The 478-nt window shown below is 64.2% G+C and carries 1 pseudogene; it reads left to right on the top strand.

From position 1 onward, the window contains the following. Window positions 1–149: 149 nt before the first annotated feature. Window positions 150–478: pseudogene (locus AC5RUJ_RS18305) on the top strand (hypothetical protein); the annotation flags it as partial.

The following is a 478-nucleotide window of genomic DNA, read 5'->3' as shown; positions in this document are numbered from 1 at the left end:
CCATCAAGGTCACCGGGGCTCCCGCCGATACCGCGGGGCCCGTGCTTGCCGAGTCAACGGTGACGCCCTCGTCGCTTAATCTTGAGAGCGGTTCAGGGACGGTAAAGGTCACCGTCCGTCTGACCGACGCCACTGGTGCGAACACTCCCGTGGCGAGCCTCAGCCACGAAGCCACCGGCCAAAGCCACGGCTTTGGATCCATGACGCTGGTCTCGGGGACCGTCAAGGACGGCACTTGGGAACGGACCATGACCATTCCCCAGGGGTCTGCCGCGGGCGATTGGGAGGCGGTGCTCTACCCGCTGCGTGACAGTCTCGGCAACTCCTCCAGCGGCTTTCAAACGCTGGCCACCATCAAGGTCACGACGACTAACAAGGTGTCCCCGGCTGGGGTGACGTTCTTGGATAAGGACGGCACCGCAGAGGACACCTACACGATCCCGGCCGTTGAGGGCGTGGATTACCTGGTCGGCGGCAA

The sequence above is a fragment of the Arthrobacter sp. Y3223164 genome (assembly GCF_059091005.1).
Note: the sequence above shows the minus strand (reverse complement) of the source record. Positions and strands in the feature narration are given on the sequence as shown.